Source organism: Erythrobacter sp. S267, assembly GCF_057365045.1.
Genome location: NZ_CP200298.1, coordinates 1,020,098 through 1,043,623 on the forward strand (window position 1 = coordinate 1,020,098; position 23,526 = coordinate 1,043,623).

At 59.4% G+C, this 23,526-nt stretch carries 19 protein-coding genes; 13 read left to right on the forward strand and 6 right to left on the reverse strand.

What is annotated here, in order from left to right:
* Positions 1-6: 6 nt before the first annotated feature.
* The gene (locus AC0V6X_RS04710) at positions 7-1,773 is read right to left on the reverse strand and encodes an N-acyl-D-amino-acid deacylase family protein (protein ID WP_486185514.1); all 1,767 of its coding nucleotides are present in this window, start codon (positions 1,771-1,773) and stop codon (positions 7-9) included.
* A gap of 85 nt (positions 1,774-1,858) precedes the next feature.
* Between AC0V6X_RS04710 and AC0V6X_RS04715 the strand changes: the two genes are divergently transcribed.
* The gene (locus AC0V6X_RS04715; RefSeq protein ID WP_486183430.1) at positions 1,859-2,779 is read left to right on the forward strand and encodes an alpha/beta fold hydrolase; all 921 of its coding nucleotides are present in this window, start codon (positions 1,859-1,861) and stop codon (positions 2,777-2,779) included.
* 17 nt (positions 2,780-2,796) lie between these two features.
* On the forward strand, positions 2,797-3,744 hold the full coding sequence (locus tag AC0V6X_RS04720) for a glycerophosphodiester phosphodiesterase family protein (protein ID WP_486183431.1): 948 nt from the start codon (positions 2,797-2,799) through the stop codon (positions 3,742-3,744).
* A gap of 13 nt (positions 3,745-3,757) precedes the next feature.
* Here AC0V6X_RS04720 and AC0V6X_RS04725 read toward each other — a convergent pair whose 3' ends face one another.
* The gene (locus AC0V6X_RS04725) at positions 3,758-4,612 is read right to left on the reverse strand and encodes an alpha/beta fold hydrolase (RefSeq protein ID WP_486183432.1); all 855 of its coding nucleotides are present in this window, start codon (positions 4,610-4,612) and stop codon (positions 3,758-3,760) included.
* Positions 4,613-4,745: 133 nt separating this feature from the next.
* Positions 4,746-6,443, reverse strand: coding sequence for a PHA/PHB synthase family protein (locus AC0V6X_RS04730; RefSeq protein ID WP_486183433.1), 1,698 nt, complete (start codon positions 6,441-6,443; stop codon positions 4,746-4,748).
* A 220-nt stretch (positions 6,444-6,663) separates the two neighbouring features.
* Between AC0V6X_RS04730 and AC0V6X_RS04735 the strand changes: the two genes are divergently transcribed.
* The 4 genes from AC0V6X_RS04735 (at position 6,664) to AC0V6X_RS04750 (ending at position 15,824) form a co-directional block, all read left to right on the forward strand.
* Positions 6,664-8,838 (forward strand): putative bifunctional diguanylate cyclase/phosphodiesterase, encoded by a 2,175-nt coding sequence (locus AC0V6X_RS04735; protein ID WP_486183434.1) that lies wholly within the window; start codon positions 6,664-6,666, stop codon positions 8,836-8,838.
* 274 nt (positions 8,839-9,112) lie between these two features.
* Entirely contained in the window at positions 9,113-11,203 is a 2,091-nt protein-coding gene (locus tag AC0V6X_RS04740) for a putative bifunctional diguanylate cyclase/phosphodiesterase (RefSeq protein ID WP_486183435.1), read from the forward strand.
* 67 nt (positions 11,204-11,270) lie between these two features.
* Positions 11,271-13,088 carry a translation elongation factor 4 gene (gene lepA, locus AC0V6X_RS04745; protein ID WP_486183436.1) on the forward strand — a complete coding sequence of 606 codons (1,818 nt, stop codon included), beginning with the start codon at positions 11,271-11,273 and terminating at the stop codon, positions 13,086-13,088.
* Positions 13,089-13,181: 93 nt separating this feature from the next.
* On the forward strand, positions 13,182-15,824 hold the full coding sequence (locus AC0V6X_RS04750) for an ATP-binding protein (RefSeq protein WP_486183437.1): 2,643 nt from the start codon (positions 13,182-13,184) through the stop codon (positions 15,822-15,824).
* Here the strand turns inward: AC0V6X_RS04750 and AC0V6X_RS04755 are convergent.
* From AC0V6X_RS04755 to AC0V6X_RS04765, 3 genes are all read right to left on the reverse strand, one after another.
* Positions 15,802-16,248, reverse strand: a complete 447-nt coding sequence (locus tag AC0V6X_RS04755; RefSeq protein WP_486183438.1) for a hypothetical protein — start codon at positions 16,246-16,248, stop codon at positions 15,802-15,804. The two genes, AC0V6X_RS04750 and AC0V6X_RS04755, sit on opposite strands and share 23 nt — an antisense overlap.
* A 10-nt stretch (positions 16,249-16,258) precedes the next feature.
* Positions 16,259-16,675 carry a hypothetical protein gene (locus AC0V6X_RS04760; protein ID WP_486183439.1) on the reverse strand — a complete coding sequence of 139 codons (417 nt, stop codon included), beginning with the start codon at positions 16,673-16,675 and terminating at the stop codon, positions 16,259-16,261.
* 80 nt (positions 16,676-16,755) lie between these two features.
* Entirely contained in the window at positions 16,756-16,968 is a 213-nt protein-coding gene (locus AC0V6X_RS04765) for a Flp family type IVb pilin (RefSeq protein ID WP_486183440.1), read from the reverse strand.
* Positions 16,969-17,087: 119 nt separating this feature from the next.
* Here AC0V6X_RS04765 and AC0V6X_RS04770 point away from each other — a divergent pair, with 119 nt between their 5' ends.
* The 7 genes from AC0V6X_RS04770 (at position 17,088) to AC0V6X_RS04800 (ending at position 23,477) form a co-directional block, all read left to right on the forward strand.
* Entirely contained in the window at positions 17,088-17,882 is a 795-nt protein-coding gene (locus tag AC0V6X_RS04770; protein WP_486183441.1) for an outer membrane protein assembly factor BamD, read from the forward strand.
* A 68-nt stretch (positions 17,883-17,950) separates the two neighbouring features.
* Complete coding sequence (locus tag AC0V6X_RS04775; RefSeq protein WP_486183442.1) at positions 17,951-18,559, forward strand: hypothetical protein; 609 nt, start codon at positions 17,951-17,953, stop codon at positions 18,557-18,559.
* Positions 18,560-18,641: 82 nt separating this feature from the next.
* Positions 18,642-20,309: a DNA repair protein RecN gene (recN, locus tag AC0V6X_RS04780; RefSeq protein WP_486183443.1), complete on the forward strand. Its 1,668-nt coding sequence runs from the start codon at positions 18,642-18,644 to the stop codon at positions 20,307-20,309.
* Positions 20,309-20,800, forward strand: coding sequence for a hypothetical protein (locus AC0V6X_RS04785; RefSeq protein ID WP_486183444.1), 492 nt, complete (start codon positions 20,309-20,311; stop codon positions 20,798-20,800). Before recN ends, AC0V6X_RS04785 begins: the two co-directional genes overlap by 1 nt.
* A gap of 86 nt (positions 20,801-20,886) precedes the next feature.
* Positions 20,887-21,351 (forward strand): hypothetical protein, encoded by a 465-nt coding sequence (locus tag AC0V6X_RS04790; protein ID WP_486183445.1) that lies wholly within the window; start codon positions 20,887-20,889, stop codon positions 21,349-21,351.
* A gap of 10 nt (positions 21,352-21,361) precedes the next feature.
* Positions 21,362-23,365, forward strand: coding sequence for an NAD-dependent DNA ligase LigA (ligA, locus tag AC0V6X_RS04795; protein WP_486183446.1), 2,004 nt, complete (start codon positions 21,362-21,364; stop codon positions 23,363-23,365).
* Positions 23,289-23,477, forward strand: a complete 189-nt coding sequence (locus AC0V6X_RS04800) for a BRCT domain-containing protein (protein ID WP_486183447.1) — start codon at positions 23,289-23,291, stop codon at positions 23,475-23,477. The genes ligA and AC0V6X_RS04800 overlap by 77 nt, the downstream gene beginning before the upstream one ends.
* Positions 23,478-23,526 lie beyond the last annotated feature (49 nt).

A 23,526-nucleotide genomic window follows, 5' to 3' on the forward strand; every position in this document is an offset into this window, starting at 1 on the left:
TCGGGCTCACTCCGCCGCTTCAGCCAGTTCTGCGCGCTGTGGCCCACGGATCAACCCGCCCGGTGTCGCTCCCGTCCACACTCCATCCTCAAACGTCACTTCGCCGCTCTTGATCGTGCAGGCATAGCCATCCGCCTTTTGCAGCAGGCGCTTGCCCCCTGCGGGCAGGTCAAAGGCGAGCCATGGGCGGCCGAGCTTCAGGCGCTCCAGATCGATCACATTGATGTCGGCGAGGAAGCCGGGTGCGATGACCCCGCGATCCTCGAGGCCATAGAGCACGGCGGTGTCGCGGCACTGGCGCTTGATTGCGTTCTCCAGCGTGATCCGCTCGCCCCGTTTGCGATCCCGCACCCAGTGTTCGAGCATGAAGGTGGGCGAGGCCGCGTCGCAGATCGTGCCGCAATGCGCGCCGCCATCGGAGAGCGAATTGACCGTGTCATCGGCGTGCTGGAGCGGGTGGAGGAAGTCGAGATTCCCTTCCGCATAGTTCAGGATTGGCAGGTAGATGAAGCCCGTCGCATCCTCTCGGCACAGCATGTCATAGGCGTATTCCTGCGGGTCGATCCCGGCAGCCACGGCCCGTGCATTGACGCTGGCGGTTTCATCCGGCTCGTAGTCGAAATCCGGGTCCATCTCGTACTGCAAGGCCCAGCCTTGGGTGATGACCATCACGACGCCGATAATGTCCATCGGAGCTTCGGAATAATCGTTGGATTCGCTCAGCAATTGCTTCTTGAACGCCGGATCGAGCAGCTTGGCCTTTTGCTCCTCCCACGGCAGGTCCGCGATGGCCTGCCAACTGGGGCGGTAGAGGAACGGGTTCACCGTGCCCTGCCACGCCATAATGATCCCGTTGCCGCGCAAAGCGATCTGAGCGACGATGTTCGCGCCATTGTCGTTTTCGGCCCGCATGGTCGAGATTTGCTCAGCCAGCGGCATTTCCTTCTGGATGCTTTCCAGTGCTGCGAAGGTGACGGGGATGCCAGCCTCGCGGCTCAGCTTGCCCATCCACTCAAACTCGTTCCAGTCGCGTTGCAGGTCGCTGGCCATTTCGAACACGGCGTGCCCGCCTGCATCCTTGGCGCGGCCCATGGCGTGGCCGATGGCGACCAGCTCCTCAGGCGTGGCGGTGGTGCCGGGGACGAGCTCTCCGTCGACCGATTTGTGCAGCACCGTGCGCGAGGTTGAGAAACCCAGAGCGCCAGCGCGCACGCCTTCTTCCACGATGGCGCTCATCTTCTCGATGTCTTCTGCGGTTGGCACTGCGCCCGGTTGCTCGCGGTCGCCCAGCACATAGGCGCGCACGGCTCCGTGAGGCACATGGGTGCCGATATCGACGGTGCGGGGGAGCTTTTCGAGCGCGTCGAGATATTCCGGGAAGGTCTCCCAATCCCATGTGATCCCCTCGGCAAGAGCAGTGCCGGGAATATCCTCGACCCCTTCCATCAGGCTGATGAGCCATTCGTGGCGGTCCGGCTTGGCAGGGGCAAAGCCGACGCCGCAATTGCCCATGACGACCGTGGTAACGCCGTGCCAGCTTGAAGGAGCCATCTCCTGATCCCAGGTTGCTTGACCATCATAGTGCGTGTGGATGTCGACAAAGCCGGGCGCGACGATCTTGCCGCTCGCGTCGATCTCACGCGTCGCTGAGCCGTCGATAGTGCCCACCGCCGCGATCAGCCCGTCCTTCACAGCGACATCGCCGGAAAAGGCCGGAGCGCCGGTGCCATCGACGATGGTGCCGCCCCGGATGATGAGGTCAAATTGTGCCATGCCAAAATGGGCCATGATCGTCTCTCCCAATCTCTCTTTGAAACTGACTTATCATATGCGTGGCTAGGCTGCTATGCCTTCGAATATGACTATGAAACAAAGCGGCGGGCCGAGCTGGCAGCCAGAGGCAGACAGCGGCATCACAATCGACTTTGTCGAGGCGGGGGAGCTGACTTTTGAGGTGGCGCAGATGGAGCCAAAGTCGGGCGAGGGCGATCACCTCGCGCTTTGCCTGCATGGCTTCCCGGAGCTCCACTACAGCTGGCGCCATCAGATGCCTCTCCTCGCCGAGATGGGCTACCGCGTCTGGGCTCCGAACCTGCGCGGCTATGGAGGCACTTCGCGGCCCGAGGGGATCGACGCCTATACGATGGCGAAGCTGACGGGAGACGTTGAGGGTTTGATCGCGGCAAGCGGGGCTAGACAAGTCACGCTCTTCGCCCATGACTGGGGCGCGATCATCGCATGGGCCTTTGCCATCAGCCGCAAGACCGCGCTGGAGCGGCTCGTCATCTTCAACGTGCCCCATCCCAAAATCGCCGAGCGGGAGATCCGCAATTGGTATCAGTTCAAGAAAAGCTGGTACATTTTCTTTTTCCAGCTCCCTTGGCTGCCCGAGGCGTTTCTTGGGCGGGGCGAGGGCAAAGCTGTGGGTCGGCTTATTGAGAAGACGACCTGCAATCCGGAGTTGTTCGGTCCGGAGGTGCGCCGCATCTACTCCGAAGCCGCCAACCGGCCAGGTGCGCACAAGGCGATGGTCAATTACTACCGTGCCCTGATGCGGCGGCGGGACACAGTGGACATGGGCGACTTTCGCGTGGAAGTGCCCACTCTGATGGTGTGGGGCGAAGAGGACGTTGCGCTCCACATCAACATGACCAAGGGAACCGACGACTGGGTCAGCGATTTCACTCTCAAACGCTTTCCCGGCGTGTCGCATTGGGTGCAACAGGATGCGCCGGAAGCGGTCAATGCGCAGCTTCAAGAGTGGCTGCCACAGGCCTGATTGATAAGGATATTTGAGTGTTCAAGACAGGCAAACTCTCCGCAGCATGTGCAGCTATCGCGCTGCTGGCATCCCCGGCTTTGTCGCAGTCAGATGGCGGGGCTTGGCAGCTGTCACCGGGCGGCGACCTCTCCGCCATGCTCGATTGCCATGAAGAGGCGGGTAAGACGCTGATTTCTGCTCACCGGGGCGGGCCTTCGCCGGGTCTGCCGGAGAACGGGATCGAGACGATGGATGCGGTGCTCACCGCTATTCCAGCCGTCATGGAGATTGACGTCGCGCGCAGCCCTGACGGCGTGCATTACCTGATGCACGACCGCACGCTTGACCGGACCACAACGGGCAGCGGCTCTGTGACCGATGTTCCATGGACCGAGATCGAGCAGCTCTATCTCGTCGATGAAGCGGGCTGGCAGACGCCTTACCGTGTACCCACGCTGGAGGCTGCGCTGGAATGGGCGAAGGGTAAAACCGTGCTCCAGATCGATTTCAAACGCACCGCCGACTATGCCGAGGTGATCGACCTGATCCGCGAAACCGGTAATGAAAACAACGTGATCCTAATCGCCTATTCGGTTGGACAGGCTCAGCGTCTGCACGAACTTGCGCCGAGTATGTTGTTGTCGGTTTCGATCAATGATCTCGATGATCAGGCCGAGCTTTCGGAAGCAGGCATCCCCGACGAAGTGATGGTCGCTTTCACCGGCACCCGTGTCCCTCGCCCCGACCTCTATTCGATGCTCGATGCCGTCGATATCGAAGTGATCTTCGGCACACTTGGCCGCTCACCCAACTCGATCGACAATGTCATCGACCGCTTCGGCACGGATGAACGCTATGCGGAGCTGGCCGAGGGCGGGGTGGATGTGATCGCCACCGACCGACCACGCGAAGCCGCAGCAGCGCTCGCAAGTGCAGGACGTTTACCGGTAGCGGGAGCCTGCGGGGTGAGTAGGGCGGAGTGAGCCGGAGCGGAAGCTAAGCCGCCGCCCGCTCCTCATCCTCGGTAGCGGGGCGCTCCAAAAACTCCTGAATCGCCTCGACGCATTCCTCGCGGTGGCTGAGCAGGAACAGGTGTCCGCCGCCTTCCAGCACCAACAGCTCGCTGTTCGGGATCAGCATGTCGAGGAACTTGCCATTGGCGAGCGGCACAATCGCATCGTCATCGCCCATCATGATCAGCGTTTCCTGCTTCATCAGGAAGGGCAGGGCGGGCGCGCTTGTCCAACCCAACATGCAGAGCAGCTGATACATGTAACCGCGCGGGGAAGGGGGCTTGAGGCGCGACATATGGCCAGACTTGCCCGGACCTGCGCCAAGACCCTCGCCATAAAGCGTCTCAAAGTTCTGCATCATGAAATCGGTGTCGATATAGCGGCGCGGATTTGCCATTTTGGTCAGGGCCTTGGGGCTGCCCGGCATCATCAGCATGCCCGCACTCGTCGCCAGCAGCACGACGCGGCGCACACGGCCTGCGTGCTGCATCGCAAAGTGCTGCGCCATGCCGCCGCCCCAGCTGATGCCCATAACATCGACATCGCCCACACCCAGTTGGTCGAGCAATTGGGCCGCGGTCCAGCTCATCGTGAAGGGGTTGTAGGGCATCACCGGATCTGGCGATTCGCCCACACCCGGCATGTCGAACATGATGAAAGGACGCTCTGGCAAAGCTTCCGCGAGCGGGGCCACAGCCTCGATATTTGCGCCGATCCCGTTGAAGAACAAAATGGGGAGATGGTCAGACGGCTGATCCAGCCTCCACCGCGCAACCCGTAGCGTCCGACCGCCCACCTCTTCAAAGGTGACGACCGCGTCATCCATAGTTTCGCTCACGTTTTTTCCGTCCTTTTAGCAGCGCTTCAGCCGATCCCTTGGCCCTTACGCTGGTCGATCCGATTGGGTGGGAGGCACATATCGCAGATCCCTTGCGACACGTGCCTCCCATAAGCTCTTGAAAGCTGTCCTATCAGACTTCTTCGACGACGTAGAGTCCCGGCGCGCTTTCTTGCGGCGGATAGGCTTTGCTGCCCACAGCCTTGGGCGCGGGGACTTTCTTGCCGGAACGCGCCTGGATCCACTCCATCCAGTACGGCCACCAGCTGCCCGCGACTTCCTCTGTGCCTTGCAGCCATTCGTCAGCCGTGGCGGGCAGCTTGCCCTTCTTCTTCTGGACGTAATACTTCGCCTTCGGATTGCCCGGAGGGTTCAGGATCGCCTGCATATGGCCCGACTGGCTGAGCACATAGGTGATGTTTTTCGAGCCAAACAATTGCGTCGAGCGATAGGTCGCTTTCCACGGCGTGATGTGGTCGGTCACTCCGCCAAGGATGAACATATCGGCCGTCACCTTGGACAGATCGACCATGTGATCGGCCATCTCGACCTCGCCCTTCTTGGTGAAGGCCAGTGTCTCGTAAAGGGTGAGGAAGTCGCCCATCAGGCTGGCTGACAGGTTGGTCGCGTCGGCATTCCAGAACAATACATCAAACGCCGGCGGGTCCATGCCCAGCAGGTAATTGTTGATGACGTAGTTCCAGATGAGGTCATTGGGACGCAGCCACGCAAAGCCGCGCGCCAGATCGTCCGCCTTGATGATCCCTTTTTTCGCCGCGCGCTGGCGGGCAAGCGCCATGCCGTTCTCGCTGACGAGAGAGCCCGCTTCGATATCGGTCTGTTTGGGGTGGAGCACGCAGACCATCAGTGTCAGCGTGCCAAGGATGTCGTTGCCGGTCGCGGCCAGCTTGGATGCCAGCACGCTCGCCGTCTGCCCGCCCGAGCAGCCTGCCGAAACATTGACCTTCTTCGAACCCGTGATCTCTGAGACGACTGCCAGAGCCTCTTCGCAGGCGGCGATATAGTCGCTCATATCCCAGTGGCCCTGATCCTTCGACGGATTGCGCCATGAGATGACAAAGGTCTGCATCCCGTTATCGACCTGCCACTTGATGATCGACTTCTCCGGTGAGAGGTCGTTGATATACATCTTGTTGATCTGCGGCGGGATGGTGAGCTGCGGGATTTCGTACACTTCGTCCGTGGTCGGGGCGTAGTGGATCAGCTCATACATCTCAGTCCGGTGCACGACGTTCCCGGCAGAGGTCGCAACATTCTCGCCCAGCTTGAAGGGGCGTTTGTCGACCTGGCTGACCATGCCCTTGTTATGGACGATATCGTTGTAAGCGTTCTGGAGGCCTTTGATGAGGCTAAGACCGCCTGAATTGATGATCTGCTTCTGCGCAGACGGGTTTCCGGCGAGCGTGTTGGTCGGAGCCAGCCCATCCAGGATGATGTTGGAGATGAAGTTTGCGCGGTTGCGCTCCAGCTCGTCCAGCTCAAGGTCTTCCAGCCAGCTGCGCATCCCTTTCTGCACGGCAAGATAGTACTGAGCGCCAGCGCGGAAGAACGGGTTGTATTGCCACGCGGGGTCCATGAAGCGCTTGTCTTTGGGATGCGGCTTCAGCTCGCTCTGACCGGTCATGATCTTGACCATGTCTTCACCCATCGTGCGCGCATGTTTCATCGTGCGCGAAGGGTCCGTCGCCGTCTCGCGCAGCAGCAAGGCGACTGCGCTGACGAAGTCTTCGCGTGCAAGGCCAACCAGCGGCCCCAAAGCGTTGGTGGATTGCGCGGCCTCGTTCTCGAGCGTGACCTTCTCTTGCGCCATTCAAGTATCCCCGTGTCTGTTTCCGCCAATCGCACTGGTAAATCCCGGCGAGCAATGCGTTTGAAAGTCTGATGGCGCGGAACGCCCGCAAATTCAAGTTAGAGCGCTGATCTCACTTGGCACGCCTAGGAGGTAGTTAAGCGAAAATTAGCCAATCCTTCACCATTCCTAGGCTATCCGCCGCACTCAATTTTCGATTGAACCGAGGGTAATAGGTGCAATGGCGGGGCTGCTTTCACGTCTGACAAAAGGCAATGGAGGATCGTCTGAGGGCGTCCACAAGGTTGCACCTGTCGGCGACAAGGGCCGAGCCAGACTGCTTGCCAGCCTTGAAAAGTCCGACCTCGGCTGGTTCTGGTCAAGCGATGCAGCTGGCCGGTTAAACTACATCTCAGATTCCGCTGCGGAGCGGATTGGCAAGCCGGCACGTGAGCTTACCGGCCATGCTTTGACCGATATCTTTCAGACCGTCGATGATACAGAGGGTGCAAGGACGGAAAGGCCGCTGCAATTCCAGCTCGCCGCGCGCAATTCGATTAAACCCGTGACGGTGCGGCTGGAGAAGCGGCAAGGGGAAGCGTTCTGGGAAATTGCGGGTGTTCCGCAAGTCGACGGGCAGGGCAATTTCCAAGGCTATCACGGCATCGTCCGCGATGTCTCCGACACGTTCACGTCAAAGCGCGATGCCGAAAAGCTGTCACGCTACGATTCCCTAACGGGCCTTTCAAACCGCCACCGGATGACTCAGCAACTGGGCGCGACCTTGCAGGCGTTCAAAGCGTCCAAGCGGTCGTGCGCGATCATGTTGATCGACCTTGATCGGTTCAAGCAAGTCAACGACACAATGGGCCACCCAGCAGGGGACGAGCTGCTCACTCAGGTAGCAAGCCGTCTAAAGCGCGTGATCGGCGACAATATCGAAATTGGCCGGATCGGCGGGGATGAATTCCAGGTCATCATGCCGGACAAGGAAGATCGCGGAGAGCTGGGCGAGTTGGCCGAACGGATCATCCAGATGGTCTCACAGCCTTATTCGATCAATGGAATGCGCGCCGTCATTGGCGCGTCGGTCGGCGTCGCGGTTGCTCCCTATGATGGGATTGAAGAGGACGAGCTGGTCAAATCGGCCGACTTGGCGCTCTACTCAGCCAAGGGCGGGGGACGCGGGGGTTTCCGCTTCTACTCGACCGACCTCAAGGATCAGGCGAGCCACCGACATCAGATCGAATCCGACCTGCGCGATGCAATCGCACGGGACGAGCTGGAAATGCATTACCAGCCGATCGTATGCGCCAAGACCCACGACGTTCTGTGCGTGGAAGCTTTGATGCGGTGGAACCACTCAGAGCGGGGCATGATCTCACCCGCTGACTTCATCCCGGTGGCGGAAGAGGTTGGGATCATCCGCGAGATGGGCGAGTGGGCGCTGAATGAAGTGTGCAGGACCATTCAGGCATGGCCGGGGACCGTGACTGCCGCGGTCAATGTCTCGGCGGTGCAATTCTCCTCCGATGATTTCGTGGACGTCGTGAAAAAGGCGCTCAAGAAAACAAAGGTTGATCCCGCACTGATTGAGCTGGAAATCACTGAGAGCGTCTTTGTTGGCGATATGGAGCGGGCCCTGCGCCTGTTTAAGGAGCTCAAAGGGTTGGGCGTAGGCCTGTCGCTCGATGACTTTGGCACCGGCTATTCCTCGCTAGGCTATCTGCGTGATGCGCCTTTCGACAAGATCAAGATCGACCAAAGCTTCGTTCGCGGTTGTTCGTCTGAGCACAACAAGAATGAAGCGATCATCGACGCTGTTGTCAGCCTCGCCAATGCGCTGGACATGAAGACGGTGGCAGAGGGCGTGGAGACCAAGGACGAGCTTGAGGCCGTAACCCAAAAGGGCGCGACCTTGCTGCAAGGCATGTTGTTCTCTCGCGCTATCCCAAGCGATGAAATGGTCGAGAAGCTCGCATCAGGCGACCTGCGCTTCCAACCGCGCGGGCCAGAGAAGTATCGCGAAGAACGCCGGACAGAATTCCGCAAGATCGGCCTCATCCACGAGAATGATCGTTACAACGTGTTCTTGCGCAACCTCTCCAAGACCGGCGCTAAGGTCGAAGGGTTGCTGGATGTACCGGTCGGCACGGACTTTGTGCTCGATCTGGGTGGTGGTCAGCTAGCGGTTGCGACCGTGCGCCGCTCGGAAGGCTTTAGCCAGGGGGTCGAGTTTGAGACCCCACTGATTAGCGATGGAGCCGATGGACTTTGCACCCGCCACCGCGTGTCGCCCTATCAGATCGAAGCGGCTGGACGCGGCTTGCAGGCGCTCAATGACGATATGGTCGCGGCCATCACGGGCGCTGGTCGGGGCGGCAATAAGGCTTTTGTCGAAGTTCAAATCAGCTGAAGCCCAACCGGCTAAACTCCTAAAATTGCTACACCTTCCCGTCTGCGCCCAGCGGCCTAAAAAAGTGCGCGTTAAGCAGCGATCTTAGTCAAAAAATAACCAACCGGATTTACTGCTGGTGAAGGACGATAGGGGCTTTCCCAGAGAGCCTGTCAAAAACTAAGGTTAGAACAAAGGATTGCGCTAGGTGCCCCTCAAGGGTTTCTTGTCTTCTAAAGGTAAACTGCGTGGATTCGGCGCGGGTGGGGAGCTGTCGGACAGCGACAAGCTCTCTATGCTTGATGAACTTGAGCAATCCGGGCTCGGCTGGTTCTGGGCGAGCGATTCTGACGGCAAGATTACCTATCTCAGCCCCTCCATTGCAGAACGTATTGACGTACCGATGGATGCAATCATCGGACAGCCGCTTGCCAGCGTATTTGCTCCTGCGGACAGGGAAGGGCGCACCAAATCACTCTCGCTGATGCTGGGCGCGCATAAGAGCTTTACGGGCTATGCCGTGCGCGCCGAAGGCAATCCGGACAAGGCGGTCCTGCGCCTGTCTGGCCAACCGTCTTTCTCCGGTGACAAGTTCCGCGGCTTCCGCGGCACAGGCACCGACATCACCGACGAATATCACCGCGAGGAAGAGACCGAGCGGCTGGCCAAATTTGACTCGCTCACCGGGCTTTCCAACCGCCATCGGATGAAGCACCTGATCGAGACAACGCTCACCGCTTTCAAAGCCGCCAAGCGCAATTGCGCGGTGATGATGATCGACCTCGACAAGTTCAAGCATGTCAACGACACGCTGGGCCATGCGGCGGGTGATGAGCTGTTGAAGCAGGTCTCAGACCGACTGAAGCGCGCGATCGAAGTCGAATGCGAAATCGGGCGTCTGGGCGGTGACGAGTTCCAGGTCATGATCCCGGACAAGGACGATCGCGGAGAGCTGGGTGAGATCGCGATGAAGATCGTGACGATGCTGAAACAGCCCTATTCGCTGGAAGACGGGCGCTGTGTCATCGGATGCTCGGTCGGCATTGCGATCGCGCCGCATGATGGCGTTACGATGCAGGAAGTCGTCAAATCGGCTGACCTTGCGCTGTACTCGGCCAAGAACAGCGGACGCGGCCAATACCGCTTCTTCTCCGGCGAGCTGGAGAACGAGGCGATCTTCCGCCGGCGGTTGGAAGAGAACCTTGGCGCTGCGGTGCGCGATGAACAGCTGTTCCTCAAATACGAACCGATGGTCGATGCGCAAAGCGAAGCGGTGTGCACTCTGGAAGCGCATATTTGCTGGCAGCACGAACAACGCGGTGAGATTGACGAGATTGAGTTTGCCTCGATCCTCGACGGATCAAGCCAGGTTGGTGAAGTGGGCGAGTGGGCGATCCGCGAAGCCTGCCGCCAAGCCAGCGAATGGCCCGACAGCGTCCGCGTTGCGGTCAATGTGCCGGTCGCTCTGTTTGCTGCCGACGGGTTCGTGGAACTGGTCTGCGACGCGCTAGACAAAACCGACTTGCCAGCCACACGGCTCGAACTCGAAATCTCTGAAGCCGTGTTCTTTGGCGACACGGATGTAGTCGACCGCACTCTGGCCGATCTGTTCAAGCGCGGAGTACGCCTGACGCTCGACGAATTTGGCAGCGGCTACTCCTCGCTCGCTTACCTGCGCCGGGCTCCGTTTGATCGGATCAAGATTGACCCCAAACTCATCACCGAAGCGCAGGCGCACGATAGCCGCGATCTTGGCCTTATCAACGCGATTGTGGCTCTGGCCGGCGCGCTGGAGATGGACACGATTGCCGGGGGGATTGAGAGCACGGATCTGTTCGACCGGCTCAAGAAATGCGGCGTCAAATATATGCAAGGCTCGATCTATGCTGAGCCTGTGAGCCGCGAGACGGTCGAGACCGAGCTAATCGGCGAGGCATGGAAGATCGCGCCTAGTGCTGACCGCACCAAACGCGCACGCCGCCGCACAGTGTTCCGCAAGATCGAAGTGATCCACGACGATCACTCTTACGAAGTGACCCTGCGCAACCTGTCCAAGACGGGCGCGCTGATCCAGGGCCTTGCTGACGTTCCCAAAGGCACACAATTCGTTGTCGACCTTGGCGGCGGACAATTGGCGGTTGCAACCGTGATCCGCACCAACGGCGATGTTCAGGGCCTCGAGTTTGAGCAGTCACTGATCGACGATGGCTCAGGCGGCCTTTGCACCCGTCACCGGGTAAGCCCCTATGCGCTTGCCTCAGCCGGAGCACCGCTCGCGGCGCTCTCTCCGGGCGACTACAAAGCCATGCAAGGCGGCGGGATCGGAATGTCGGGCAGCGCTCCGCAATTCGCCTATGCCGCGCCGATCAGAAGCGAGGCCGCCTGAGCCTAATTTCTGAGTTGCAATTTTCGCGAATGACAGACAGCTTTCCTACAGCTATCTGCGCGTGATAATGACTGACCTCTCCAAAATCCGCAACTTCTCGATCATCGCGCATATCGACCACGGCAAGTCCACGCTCGCCGACCGGCTGATCCAGTTTACTGGCGGCCTGACAGAGCGTGAGATGTCTGAGCAAGTTCTTGATAACATGGACATTGAGCGTGAGCGCGGCATCACGATCAAAGCCCAGACCGTGCGCCTCAATTACACGGCCAAGGATGGCGAGACCTATCAGCTCAACCTGATGGATACGCCCGGCCACGTCGACTTCGCCTACGAAGTCTCCCGCAGCCTCGCCGCCTGCGAAGGCGCGCTGCTGGTCGTCGACGCCGCCCAAGGGGTCGAAGCGCAGACCCTCGCCAATGTCTACCAGTCGATCGAGCACGATCACGAAATCGTCTCCGTCATCAACAAGGTCGACCTGCCCGCCGCCGAACCCGAACGCGTGCGGGAGGAGATCGAAGAGGTCATCGGCCTCGACGCATCCGATGCTGTCATGACGTCAGCCAAAACCGGCATCGGTATTGAAGACGTGCTCGAAGCCGTCGTCGCCAAAATCCCGCCTCCCAAGGGCGAGCGCGATGTTCCGCTCAAAGCCTCGCTCGTCGACAGCTGGTACGACCCCTACCTTGGCGTCGTCATCCTAGTGCGCGTCATCGAAGGCGTCCTGACCAAGGGCCAGCAGATCAAGTTCATGCAGGGCGGCACCCAGCACCTCGTCGACCGGGTCGGCTGCATGCGCCCCAAGATCGAGCAATTGCCCGAACTCGGCCCCGGCGAAATCGGCTTCATCACAGCCCAGATCAAAGAGGTCGAGCAAGCCCGCGTCGGTGACACGATCACGACGGTCAAGAACGGCGCGACCGAAGCGCTCGCTGGGTACAAGGAAGTCCAGCCCGTCGTCTTCTGCGGCCTGTTCCCCGTGGACGCCGCCGACTTCGAAAAACTGCGCGAGAGCATCGCCAAACTGCGCCTCAACGACGCCTCCTTCTCATTCGAGATGGAGAGCTCCGCCGCGCTGGGCTTCGGCTTCCGCTGCGGGTTCCTCGGCCTCTTGCACCTCGAGATCATTCAGGAGCGCCTCTCCCGCGAATACGACCTCGACCTCATCACCACCGCGCCTAGCGTCGTCTACCGCGTCCACCTCGCCAAATCGAAGACCGAGGACGCGACGACCATCGACATCCACAATCCCGCTGACTGGCCCGATGTGAACCGCATCGACATGATCGAGGAGCCGTGGATCAAGGCGGTGATCTACACGCCGGACGAATATCTCGGCTCGATCCTGAAGCTGTGTCAGGACCGCCGGGGTATCCAGACCGACCTCACCTATGTGGGCGGCCGCGCGCAGGTGACCTACGAGCTGCCTTTGAACGAGGTCGTGTTCGACTTCTACGACCGGCTAAAGTCGATCAGCCGCGGCTATGCCAGCTTCGATTATGAGCAAGTGGGCCTGCGCGAAGGCGACCTTGTGAAGATGAACATCCTGGTCAACGCTGAACCCGTCGACGCGCTCTCCCTGATCGTCCACCGAGGCGTCGCCGAAGAGCGCGGCCGCGGCATGTGCGAGCGCCTCAAAGACCTCATCCCCCGCCACCTCTTCAAAATCCCCGTCCAAGCCGCCATCGGAGGCAAAATCATCGCCCGCGAGACGATTGCAGCCATGCGCAAGGACGTGACCGCGAAGTGCTATGGCGGCGATATCTCCCGGAAGAAGAAACTGCTCGAGAAGCAGAAGAAGGGGAAGGCCCGGATGCGGGAATATGGGAATGTGTCCATCCCGCAAGAGGCGTTTATTGCCGCGCTGCGGATGGGCGAGGAGTGAAGGTCGGGCAATTGCCATAGACCTAGTGTTGCTAGTCATCAGGTTTTTTGTAAGATGAAAGAACCATCTGAGCGACTATAGGTTTGGGGCAACGTGAATAATTTGAGTGGTTTGGGTGCAAAGGAGTTTGCACCAAGTCTTGAGGCCGAGCGTGAACTCTATTCGTGTATAGTTGATGCGAAGCTAGACGAGAAAGTCCTTAACATCATTCTCCCGGGCGAAAAGCCGCTGGAATATGAGGGCGCCCTTTGGGACTACAAAAGAAGCCTTCCGAATGTAAGCGGGAAGTACATTGAAGGCGCAGATGACCCGGATGAAAAAAAGGTCGCCGAGCTCGTCAAAGACGTAGTTGCATTTCACAATAGCTTTGGTGGCTACATAGTGGGCGGCGTGGCCGAAATTAATGATGAGCCACTCGTTGGATGCGATAATATTAATAGTAGAGGCTTTACAGTCGAGAAGTTGAATGAGCGCCTGAGAGGTTACACGAAAACCGACATCAAGTGCCGATTTTGTCGTATCCTAGTCAATCAGAACGGTGATGGACGCCAAATCGGGTTGCTACATATCCCACAGCGCCTTTCTTCATCGCACGTTGTGCGGATGAGCAAAGGGGCACCAGAGACCAAAGGAAAAGCGGCATTCCGAAAGGGCGATGTATTCGCAAGAATTGATGACAGGTGTGTTCCGGCTCGGGCTGACACAAGGGTGCTACCTTTTGTGTGTTCGGCAAGAAAGCCCGATCAATCACTTAAAAGTCTTAACTTTTCAGCTGAAAACAATCTGCCTCCCAGAGATCCTAATCTGCGAGAGTTTATCGGTCGATCTGACTATCTTGCTGAACTTTGGACGTGGATGACCGAGAAGAATGCTCCTCTGAAAGTGCTGACCGCCCTCGGAGGAAACGGAAAGACCTCAATAGCTTATGAGTTTGCGTGCCAGTTAATACAGAACAAGCCCGCTTCGATTCAGAAGGTGGTTTGGCTTTCGGCTAAAAAGCAGACTTATTCCGCAATCCAAGGAAAGAGATATGAGGCCGCTAGGGTTGATTTTTCTGACCTCGACAGCTTTTTTCGCGCGCTATCAATCGAAGTGGGAGCTCTGGCATCCGAGGTAGGTGAGTGCGACGATGTTTCGGAGCTGCTTGAGCTTGCACATGATCAACTTCTTCAGCTTCCATGTTTGGTCTGCATTGATGATATTGATACGTTATCTCTGAATGATCAGAATGAGCTCTTTGCTCAGGTGCAGTCCTTGTCTGGAAGAGTGTTCGCTACCGGAAGTCGGTTTCTCATTACATCACGGCTTGAGTTTGGCGGTCTGAGCCAGCGCATCAACGTCGAAGGTTTTCCAAAGGACGAGTTCAACGATTACGTAAAGCTACTGAGTTCTGATACGGGAGTTAAGATCAACGCCTCGCTGACAGAGCAACTGAGGAAGGCTTCGCTTGGGTCTCCGATTTTCGCCGCTTCAATTTTCCGGCTGGCCATGCTTGGTAGCAGCATGTCCAATGCAGTCCGGGAATGGAAGGGCAAGCAAGGTGAAGAGGTCCGTAGATTCGCTTTTGCGCGCGAGATTGAGCAGTTGTCGGATGCGGAGTGCCGAACTCTCTTCGCTTTGATCACACTCCAAGAGACCACTCAAATGGAGCTGGCTCAAGTACTGGAGATTGATCATCAGAAGCTTCTAGAACACCTTTCCAGAATTAGAGAGTATCACATGTTTGCGGCTAACGACGCTGCTTTGGCAGGCGCTAAGCTCACCGTACCCGCCCCAATCTTGCTTTTGTCTGACATTGTTCGAGACAAAGTGAATGATCCGACACGCATTGAGAAAGAGTGCGCGCGAGCTAGAAATCGCTCTCCTAAGAACAACTCTAGTGTGGCGTTCTTAGTCGGTCAGATAATTGCCGCTTGGAGAGACGATGACGGTCAAAGAGCACTAGAGATCGCCAAAGAGGGCTTCCGACAGAACCCGAAGAGCAGTGATCTCCCTTGTTTGCTTGGTCGATGCTACCTTCAAGTATCTCCATCAGAACCGAAGGAAGCTGATCGCGTGCTAAAGCGGGCGTTTGAGAATGGATGTACTAGGATTGAGCTCGCGCCACTTTGGATTGAAGCGAAGAGACAGCTATCTGATTGGGTGGGAATTTCGGAGATTGCCGATAAATTGCCGAGCACGGATATTCGCGGACCGGCGGCATATGTTAACGCACTAGCGGAAGCCAATCTTGCAATGCAGGCTGCCTCTAGATCTGACCAAGAAAAGGCTGCGACGAGGTTCAAGAGGTCGATGACGGTGGTCCAAAACGCGATCAGCGAGGGGCGAGCCGATGATAGTTTGCCAGAGATGCGTGAAATCGCTCGGGAATCCGCTCGTCGCTATGTTGCAATTGTCGACGCACAGAATTCTAGAGCTGGGGACAAGAATCGAGTTTTTGATGCGGTGGCAGAAGCGTTTCGCTGCCATATCTCTGAAGCATCCCTACTCTTGCTCGGCGCTAACTCGCTGCGTGCCTGGGCAAATGATGTTTTTTCGAGGCCCGCATTTGATGAGCGGGCTGCTCAGATGCTTTCGACTCGCTTGGACAAATTCGATGAGATTATTGATCATGTTGCAAATGGTGAATATCAAAGAGATCGATTGGCAAACTCGCTTGATGACATCTACCAAGCCTTGGACGAGGACTACCGAGCATACCTTTCACCTCCCGCTAATCCCACCCATCATCCTTGAGCGACCGCCACTTGGGCCAAGTCTCCGGTTCCTCCTGAACCTCGACCTTGCGCGGGGGCTTGGCGTTGATCGTCACTCTCGGGCGAGCCGACGTCTCCCGCTCCGCCGCATCCTCCGCCTCCAGACGCGCCTCGTCGCGGGCTCTTAGCCGCTCGTACAGCTCAAATGCGCGGCGCGTCTCCGGGGAGAGGCAGGCGAATTGCGCGGCTTTGCGGCGCTCGGCGTCTTCGCGAAATCTGGCGAGTTTGGAATCGATGCTGGCGCGGACTTCCTCGGGCGAGACTTTGCTCGCTTCGGCCTCCTGCTCCGCCTCCCACTCGGCGCGCCATTGCTTTTTGAGGCGTTCGGCCTCCATCTTGCCGATGGCGTTGAGGGCCTTGGGGCGGCCTTCGGAAAAGCGCTCAGGGCTGCGATTTCTCAGCATGAACCCCCGCCTACGCGAGGGCAGGCATCAGCAGGCGGTCGTTGTAGCGGCGGCGGGAGCCGACGAGTTTGCCGTAGGAGTAGAGCGGTTCCTCCACGCCGTTCAATGCGCGGTCCATCGCGACGTCCTCGATCCGCTGGACGCCAAGGTCGAGCGCTTTTTGCCATGCGGCGCGGAATTCCTCGGCGCCTTCCTGACGGCGCAGGTAGTAGGCGCCCACGGTGCTCATGTTGACGACCTTGCATGCGGCGGCGACCGAGCCTGTGTCGGCGAGAGCTTCGATGAAGTCGCGTTGGCGCTCGGGCGTCCAGCCATCGTGGCGCTTGCACTCGCGCGGGACGGGGGTGAATGCGGGTAGCTGGCCGCCTTGCTCAATGACTTGGGCGAGAGCTTGGCGGGTGGTGCGGTTGTCGGTCTTCCTCGTCATAGAGGATTATGAACCACAAAAACCGCGTGTAGGAAAATGGGCCGTGGGAGGGCCTGCGGGGGAGGGGCCGATGGGGAGGGTTAGCCTCCCATCGCCTCGCGGATTGTGTCGAAGATGCTGGCCAGCTCCAGCCCCAACGCTTGAAAAGCGATGATGGCGGCGAGGGATATGAGCGCGGCGATCAGGCCGTATTCGATGGCGGTGGCGCCTTCTTCTTCTTGGGCAAGGCGGGTGAGCATGGCGTACTCCGTTGGTTGCGACCGATGCCCCAATGCAAGGGCAACGAGGCTCATTACGTTTGCCCAGGTTTAAGCTTGGCCACCAGAACGCGGTTAACGCTGCGGAGACGATTGCGCATATCCTCACACACTTCACTTGGCGTTCACCATCGCGCTGGTTATAGGCTAGGCCCATGACAACGACGCTCCGAACCAAACTTTCGCGCGCTGCCCTTGCGGGGGCTGCCATCGCCACTCTTGCAGGCTGCGGAGGCGGCTCTGCGAATGAGGATGTGGCTTACGTCGCGCGCGATGTGGAATCGCTTTATGGCGAGGCGCAGCGGCGCCTTGATCGCGGCAACACTTTGTTCGCGGCGGCTCTGTTTGACGAGGTGGAGCGGCAGCACCCCTATTCGCCTTGGGCGCGGCGGGCTCAGCTGATGAGCGCGTTCAGCTATTACATCGCGCGCGACTATAACAAGGCGATCCAGAACGCGCAGCGCTTCCTCTCGATCCACCCGGGTAACAAGGATGCGCCCTACGCCTATTACCTGATCGCGCTCAGCTATTATGAGCAGATCAGCGATGTGAACCGCGACCAGTCGATCACCGAGCAAGCGCAGATTGCCCTTCGCGAAGTGAACCGGCGTTTCCCGCAGACCGAATATGCGGCCGATGCCCGGCTGAAGCTTGACCTTGTCGCCGATCACCTGGCGGGCAAGGAGATGGAGATCGGGCGCTTTTACCAGCGTTCAGGCCGTTGGCTCGCTGCACAATTGCGTTTCCGCAACGTGGTGGAGCAGTACGCGACCACCAGCCACACGCCAGAAGCGCTGTACCGCCTGACGGAAAGCAGCCTTGCGCTGGGCCTGAAGGACGAGGCGGTGAAATACACAGCGGTCCTGGGCGCGAACTATCCGGGCACCGAGTGGTACGAGAAGGCCTATGAGCTGGTCGAGGACAACGCGCCGGGCGTAACGCCGACTTAGTCGGCTCACCGTTGCTCATCGCTGCTTTCTAAGGCATCTTGCTCGTCAAGCAGAGCGAGGAGAGAGCGATGAATGATATTCGAGTATCCTTCCCCAAGCCATGTGACCAGCCTTGGGATGGCATGGCTCCGCGTGGCTGCCATCGCCATTGCTCCACTTGCGACCAAACCATTTTTGACCTTGAGAAGCTGACCATCGACGAAGCCGAGGCTTTGCTCGACAGTGGCGACGAGGTCTGTGTTCGGGCGCGCATTGGCAGCGATGGCCAAGTCGCGCTTGCCAAGCCAGCTGCGGGCGACAAACGCGCCGTCAAGGCGGTTTTTGGTGCAGCAGCTACTGTCGCTCTGGCGGCCTGCTCGACGATCGGCGGCGACAATGTCTCGCCACGCTACACGGTGTCGGGAGAGGTGGACCCTTATGATCGGGGGGCACGCCTTGAGCTGGTTGGAAATGGTCGCGAATATTCGACACGGCCAAAGCGAGACAATTCATTCCGCTTCACCAATCTCATACCCGGCACTTACAGGATGACCATCAGAGACGATTGTGGCGTGACGCATGATCTTGGCGAAGTCACTGTGAGTGAAGAAAACGTTGAAGTTGGCACCGTCGTCAAAGAAATCCTATGTGTTACCGTCGGTAAAATGGAGCGCGCGGACCCACCCTCGCGCGTTTGAGGGCAGCCAGCCCTGACCAAGCTGTGCAAACGTGACTTCCCCTGATGACGCGCACAGCGACTTGGGTTAGACCCAAGTCGAAATGCTGACCCGCCTGTCCATCCGCAATATCGTTCTGATCGAAGCGCTTGATCTTGATTTCGGGCGTGGGCTCGGCGTGCTGACGGGGGAGACGGGGGCGGGTAAGTCGATCCTGCTCGATGCGCTCGGCCTCGTCCTGGGAGATCGGGCGGAAACCGCTTTGGTGCGCGCTGGGGAGCCCAAGGCGAGCGTCACGGCCAGCTTCGAATTTGCCGCTCTGCCAAAGCCGATTGCCGAAGCGCTTGACGATGCGGATCTGGAGATTGAGCCGGGCGAACCGCTGATGATCCGGCGTCAGGTGAAGGCTGATGGCGGCTCCAAGGCATTCATTAACGATCAGCCTGCGAGCGTGGCTTTGCTGCGCGAACTCGCGGCCAGCCTCGTCGAACTGCACGGCCAGCACGATGATCGCGGCCTTGTGAACCCGCGCGGGCACCGGACCCTGCTTGACCGTTTTGCTGGCACTGATCTGGCGACGCTTGAACGCCGCTGGACCAGTTGGGCCAAGGCCGAGGCGCAATTGTCAGAAGCGCGCGCAGAGGTCGAACAGGCCAAGGCGGATCAGGACCTGCTGATCGCGCATCTGGCGGAACTGACCACACTGGAGCCGCAGGCTGGTGAGGAAGCCCGCCTCGCTGCTGCCCGCTCGGACATGCAGAAGGGCGAGAAGCTGTCGGGTGAGCTCGAGGATCTGCGCCACATTTGGGAGGGTTCGGATTCGCCGCTCGCCTCCCTGCGTGTCGCGGCCCGCAAGCTCGACCGCATCGCTCCCGAACACCCGCTGCTGACCGAGGCGCTGGCTGCCCTTGACCGCGCGGTGATCGAAGCGGGTGAGGCGGAGGAGAAGCTGGAGGCGGCGGCAGAGGCGCTGGTCCACGATCCCAAAGCTTTGGACGAGGCTGAAACACGTCTGTTCGAACTGCGCGCGCTGGCTCGCAAACATCGCTGCGAGGTGGACGAACTGCCCGAAAAGATGCGCGATATGCGTGCACAACTCGACGCCATCGAAGGCGGGGAAGCGCAGCTCGACGCGCTGGAAGCTGCGGCGAAAGAGGCGCGTGTGGCTTACGAAAAAGCCGCCGAAAAAGCGCATGATGCACGGATCAAAGCGGCCAAGAAGCTCGACAAAGCGGTGGCGCGCGAGCTTGTCCCGCTGAAGCTGGATGCCGCGCGGTTCCTCACCTCCATCGGCAAACTGCCCGAGGAAAAATGGGGCGCACACGGCTTTGACACGGTCGAATTCCTGATCGCGACCAATCCCGGTGCGGACTTCGCGCCGCTCGGAAAGATTGCGTCAGGCGGCGAACTCTCCCGCTTCATCCTCGCGCTGAAGGTCGCGCTGGCGGAGAAGGGCGGGGCGGCAACCATCATCTTCGACGAAATCGACCGCGGCGTGGGCGGAGCGGTGGCCTCAGCCATCGGAGAACGACTTGCCAAGCTTGCAGCGGACGAAGGCCAACTCCTCGCCGTCACCCACTCACCGCAAGTCGCCGCGCGCGGCGGGACGCACTACCTCATCGCAAAGGCTTCGAGCGGCACCGTCACCAAGACGAGCGTGGTCCTGCTCGACGAAGACGGCCGCCAGGAAGAGATTGCGCGGATGCTGTCAGGTGCGGAGGTCACGCCCGAAGCAAGGGCGCAAGCGGATCGTTTGCTGGAGGGGGTTTGATGAAAATTTTGCACTCAATCATTTTCGCCGCAGGATTTCTTGCTGCGGTAGCCGCCCAATCGCAGGGCCGCTATGCCGGTTCCGTCTCAACCGCTGAGATAATCGAGTTTGGCGAGTGGCCGCTTGAATTTGCTGATCCAGACGCAGTCGAGGCGATCTGGCGGCATGAGATTGCTTGGGCACAAGAGCGCTTTGGTGAGCAGATCGACTTTCTCTGTCTGGGCTATTCCTATGGAAAGCCAACTGACGATTATTTTGAACGCTTCTCGGACATTGAGGTACCGCTGAAGGGGAAGCTCGCTTGCTCGCCTTATGTGGGGGAGGAGGGCTTCTCCGTATTGCTCGGCGTCAGCCACATTCGCTGCGATGGGCCGCGTTGCACCGCTCGCAGCGACATCAGTTTTGGCGAGGTGATAGAGCCCGGCGTCGATGTGGAAGCGCATTTGGTCGATGGGGTTTGGCAGGTTTCGGTGGAGCGGGGCGGGGAGTAGCCCATCAAGCGGCGCTGCGCCGGTTGCTCCTGATGGTGAGATGTATTATCTGAGTAATACACCTATTCGATCAGGACTCATGCTCCATGGATGACTTCGCCCCCTTTGCTTTCACACTTGCCATGTTGCTGCCATTGGCGGCGATTGGCCTTACGACCGTGACGGCTCTCGTGCTGATGCCGATACTGGGCCTCGTGTCGGAGTGGAGCTTCCGTCGGATATTCTTCACATCCTTTGCCATCGGCCTCCTCGCGCCGGTCATCGCAGGCGTCTCGCTAGCCTCTTCGGCCAAGGAGTTCGCGGATGGCCGCGACTTTCGTGACGTACTCGCGCAGTCCATCCCGAACGGTGAAGAGCGGGTCGAGCAATGGACGCAGGCCGGCGAGCGCGTGCGCGAGATTGGCGAGGCGGCGGAACGCGGCGAGATCACTGAGGCCGAGGCCGAGCGGCAGATCGCGCAGATCATCGAAGAGCAGACCGGCCTGCAAATCAATCCCGATGATGTGCAGATCGACACACGTGAGGGTGGCTTGCAGATTGAGACACGCTAATACGGGGCGCATGACGACCACGACCGAAGCAGACGCCGCCAATGAATTGATGCGCCTTGCCAAGCAAATCGCGCATCACGACAAGCTCTATCACGCGCAAGACGACCCTGAGATCACCGACCAGGAATATGACGCGCTGGTCCGCCGCAACCGCGAGCTGGAAGAGGCGTTTCCGCATCTGATCCGCGATGACAGTCCGTCCAAAAAGGTAGGCCATCAGGTCGCGTCCTCACCGCTCTCCAAAGTCACGCACGAAGTTCGGATGATGAGCCTCGACAATGGTTTCAACCGTGAGGAAGTCGAGGATTGGGTGGCGCGCATACGGCGCTATCTGAACCTTTCCGAAGACGATCCGATGGCGATCACTGCTGAGGACAAGATTGACGGCCTATCCTGCTCGCTTCGTTACGTGAACGGCCAGCTGGTCCGGGCAGCCACGCGCGGCGACGGGCAAGTGGGCGAGGATGTGACGGCCAATGTCGCCCACATCTTCGACATCCCCCAGGCTTTACCAGCCGGGTGTCCTCCCGTCTTTGAAGTGCGGGGCGAGGTCTACATGTCGCGCGCCGACTTTGCGGCACTCAATGTGGCGCAGGAGGAGGCGGGCGGCAAGCTCTTCGCCAATCCGCGCAACGCGGCGGCGGGGTCCTTGCGGCAGAAGGATGCGAGTATGACGGCCAAGCGCCCGCTCAAATTCTGGGCCTATGGCTGGGGCGCGGCTTCCGAGGTTCCTTGCGCGACGCAGCACGAAATGATGCGCATGATTGAGAGCTGGGGCTTCCCGCTCTCGCCGTTCCTCACCGTCACCGACAGCGTCGATGCAATGATCGCACACTACGAGGAGATCGGACGGCAGCGCCCGAGCTTGGGCTATGAGATTGACGGGGTCGTCTACAAGGTCGACCGGCTCGATTATCAGCATCGCCTCGGCTTTGTGTCCAAGGCTCCGCGCTGGGCGCTCGCGCACAAATTCCCGGCAGAGAAAGCGCAGACGACGCTCGAAGCGATCGACATTCAGGTCGGGCGAACCGGCAAGCTGACGCCTGTGGGCAGGCTCGCGCCAGTGCTGGTCGGCGGGGTGACCGTCACCAATGTGACGCTCCACAACCGGGATGAGATCGAGCGTTTGGCCGTGCGTCCGGGCGACCGTGTCGTGATCCAGCGCGCAGGCGATGTGATCCCGCAGGTTGTCGAAAATCTCACCCGCGATGAGGAGCGCGAACCCTTCATCTTCCCGGACCGCTGCCCGGTCTGCGACAGCGAGGCCGTGGCCGAGGATCAAGACGTTGATGTCCGCTGCACCGGCGGCCTCATCTGCGGTGCTCAACGGACACAGCGGCTCGAGCACTTTGTCAGCCGCAAAGCGCTCGACATCGAAGGCTTCGGGAGCAAAACCATCGCGCAATTCTTCGAGAAGGAGTGGCTGGAGAGCCCGGCTGACATCTTCCGCCTAAAGGACCGGCGCGAGGATATTCTCGCGCTTGATGGCTGGAAGGAGAAGTCGGTCGACAACCTCCTCGCCGCGGTTGAGGCGAAGCGTGAACCGGATGCGGCGCGGCTGCTGTTCGGGCTGGGCATCCGGCATGTGGGGGAGACGACTTCACGCGATCTGATGAAGGCAATCGGAGACATCGACATGCTCCGTTTCGCAGCGGAAGATTACTATGCTTACCGCGATGAGTATCCTCGAGAACCTGATGAGAGGCCGTCACCGTTCAAGACACGAATGGATACTGCCGCTAAAGACATTTTTGGTGTTTCTGATGGCTTTGGTGCGACCGTTGCGGACTCGTTAGCTGACTTCTTCCACGAAGAGCACAATGTGCGCGTCTGGGAAGACATGCTCTCCCAAGTTTCCCCTCCGCGCTACGAAGTCGAAATCCCTCGACAGCCCCGTCGCGGGCAAGACGGTGGTCTTCACCGGCAAGCTCGAAACCATGAGCCGCGACGAAGCCAAAGCCCAGGCGGAACGCCTGGGCGCGAAAGCAGCAGGCAGCGTCAGCGCCAAGACTGACCTGCTGGTTGCAGGGCCGGGCGCTGGATCGAAGCTCAAGAAGGCCGAGAGCCTAGGGATTAAGGTGGTCGACGAAGCAGGCTGGGCCGCGATTGTAGAGGCGGCGGGGTAAGCCAAACCGCTAAGAACCTTAACGTTTCGGGCTTATGGCAGGGGCATTA